Genomic DNA, 1,694 nt, shown 5'->3' on the forward strand with positions numbered 1-1,694 from the left:
TTAATGCATATCTAAAAATGAGACTAGTGAGAAGTTAGTTCTTTCACAGTCTCTCAACCCTTGGAACGAGAAAATGGTTTGGTATCGCTAAAATTTAAAGCCTGTTGTGATTTTTGAAGAATCGCTTTTGCCAACGGTATGGCTTCCTCCAAGAGGGACTCCAGTGGAACCTGTAAATTTCTGCGACTCTGTTTTTTTATTTGCTTCAGCAACAAACCCATTCCAATCTTCAATAGCCTTGCTGATGTTTTCTCTCTCTGCACTAATAGCTTCTTTTCTCTTTACCAAAAATGTATCTACGCAGGTTTTATAATTATCTACTGCGCTATTGTATCGCTGAACATCGCGACTATCTTGCAAACTGCTAGGCTTCAGAGGTCTTGCACAATCGTATACAACGGTATCGTTTGCGCTCAGCGATATAATCCCAATTACAACTAAACTAAAAATAATCTTTTTCACTCTAAGTCCTTTTTTTAAACGCTTTGTTGATATATCGCATAATGTCGGTAAGTTCTTGAATGTTTTTTACACTTTCTTTTCTGCGCTCAACACGAATTATATCTGCTACAGTGTCATCAGGTAAATCATCCACTAATGGTTCCTTATAGTCTTTTTCAAACTCATATTCTTGAAGACTTAATTCCATTTTCTTCATATCAATATCAAGCCTAGTTATTTTTTCTTCAACATGTTTTTCGCTCTCTAACTGTTTTAAAACAAGCTCTTTCTGTTCTTCATAAAAGCCCTGTTTGTCAAACAAACAATAGACTTGTTTTGTGATTGCACTTATATTTCCGTGTTTGTCTAATAAGATTTTTTCTGAGGATGCCACCACATTATATGAAAATGGAACAATAAAAAGCAGTGCAAGAAATGCAGTAGTTCCACACCCTCCAATTAAATCACATTTATTTTTAATCATATTTGACACTCTTTTTTATTCATTCTCAAGCTCCAGAGGCTGTGAGAACAAGAAATTATTTAGTAACAATTATATCACGGCTTATCTATCATATACCCCATGCCGCGGACGTTGATTATGAAATCCTCTTTGAGATTTTTTTTGAGGCGGTTTATTTCGGCTCGGATGGTTGCGTTGTCTACTATCTGCTCGCTCCATACGTAGTTTTGAAACTGCTCAAAATCCACGATGCGCCCTCTGTTTCTTGAGAGGAGATCTATAATCTGGGACTGTCTTTTGGTAAGTATCTGCGTCTCTTGGTTAAATAGCAGCGTTGAGTGCTCTTGGTCGTAACTGTAGTTTTTTGAGAGCCTGAGATGTACTCTTGGCGTGGTGTCAAGGATTTTAACTCTGTTTACCCTAAGAGAGAGCTCTTTTAAATGAAACGGTTTTTTTAAGTAGTCGTTGCACCCTAGGTCATACGCACGCGAAATATCCTCTATGTCAACCAGAGCGCTTATATAAATCGCGGGTACATGTATCTTTAGTGCGTGAATCTTCTCTAAAAAACTCAGACCGTCAAGCCCCGGAACGGTGATGTCTAAGATGAGCAAATCATACGCACTCTCTCTTATAGCCTCTAGCGCTTTTAGTCCGTCAAAAAAGCTCTCTACCTGGTGCCCTTCGCTCTGAAGATATTCGCATATTGACTCATTAAGCATAACCTCATCTTCCAAAAGCAGTATCTTCATCAATCTCCCATCGCTTTGAACTTATAGCTAAATGTGGT

The 1,694-nt window shown here is 38.1% G+C and carries 3 protein-coding genes; all 3 read right to left on the reverse strand.

Annotation, left to right across the window (positions count from 1 at the left end; genetic code table 11):
- Nucleotides 1-87: 87 nt before the first annotated feature.
- Nucleotides 88-462, reverse strand: a complete 375-nt coding sequence (locus IBX42_RS12405; protein ID WP_294933242.1) for a hypothetical protein — start codon at nt 460-462, stop codon at nt 88-90.
- Nucleotide 463: 1 nt separating this feature from the next.
- Nucleotides 464-925 (reverse strand): hypothetical protein, encoded by a 462-nt coding sequence (locus tag IBX42_RS12410; protein WP_294933243.1) that lies wholly within the window; start codon nt 923-925, stop codon nt 464-466.
- A 74-nt stretch (nt 926-999) separates the two neighbouring features.
- The gene (locus IBX42_RS12415; protein ID WP_294933244.1) at nt 1,000-1,656 is read right to left on the reverse strand and encodes a response regulator transcription factor; all 657 of its coding nucleotides are present in this window, start codon (nt 1,654-1,656) and stop codon (nt 1,000-1,002) included.
- Between the last annotated feature and the right edge of the window lie 38 nt (nt 1,657-1,694).

The sequence above is a fragment of the Sulfurimonas sp. genome, assembly GCF_014859695.1.
In the GTDB taxonomy this organism is placed as follows: domain Bacteria; phylum Campylobacterota; class Campylobacteria; order Campylobacterales; family Sulfurimonadaceae; genus Sulfurimonas.